Origin of the sequence: Oryzifoliimicrobium ureilyticum, from assembly GCF_037199735.1 — a bacterium.
GTDB classification, from domain to species: Bacteria; Pseudomonadota; Alphaproteobacteria; order Rhizobiales; family Rhizobiaceae; genus Rhizobium; species Rhizobium ureilyticus.
Genome location: NZ_JBBBVQ010000081.1, coordinates 1 through 808, shown reverse-complemented (window position 1 = coordinate 808; position 808 = coordinate 1). Strand labels below are relative to the sequence as shown.

The window sequence follows — 808 nt, the reverse complement described above, 5'->3', positions numbered from 1 at the left end:
CGGACAAGCCGCGTCTCGTGACCTTCGGCATCGACTTCGGCAATAACATTGGCATTGTTGTCGTGCTTGTATGTCTTTCGATTGCCAGCGCCATCAATGACGATCATCAGCTCGCCATCGTCGCCCCATCCGTAAATCGTCGAGCGGCCTTCAGGATCGACCGCCTCCTTGATGTTGCCGTGGATGTCGTAGCGCAGGCGATTTGCGTGCCCGTTTTGATTGACGGTCGAAGTACGAAAGCCGTTACGGTCGTAGCTATGAGAAATCGTGCCGCCAAGCGCATCGATTTCCGCCGTGACATTCTCATGCTCATCATAGCGGAAGGTTTGCGCTTCGCCCTCGCTTCCGCCTGGCAGATAGCGCGTCTCGCCTTCTCGGTAGTCGAAACGGTCGCCGTTCCAAATACCGTTGGTGCGCGTTTGGGAAACACGGCCTTCTTCGTCGTAGACAAAATGAGTTTCAGAGGCGCGCGTAACATTGTTCCAGGAGACCAGCAGGTCACGGTCAGGGAACCAGGAGTAATGCACCGACATGCCGAAAGCGCAGGTGGCATCGCTCATGCGGCCTTTGCTGTCATAGCTGTATCGCGCAAGCTCCAGCTCGGAACCATCCGTGCCGATCAAGACAATGCGCGTACGTCGGCCATGAGCATCATTTTCGAAAGTCAGCGATAGACCATCAGGACCGTCAATGCGCTCAAGCCATCCTTCTGCCGATCGGCGGAACTTCATCACGTTGCCGTTCAGGTCCTCGATCTTCTCCAGGCGATAGACGCCATCCTCATATTGCTGGAAATATTTGCGAAGAG

Annotated in this window: 1 protein-coding gene; it reads right to left on the bottom strand. The window is 55.4% G+C overall.

Annotated elements, in window-relative coordinates; genetic code table 11:
• Positions 1 to 808 (bottom strand): hypothetical protein (locus tag VQ830_RS28720; protein ID WP_337271540.1); only part of this gene is annotated, 808 nt, incomplete at both ends.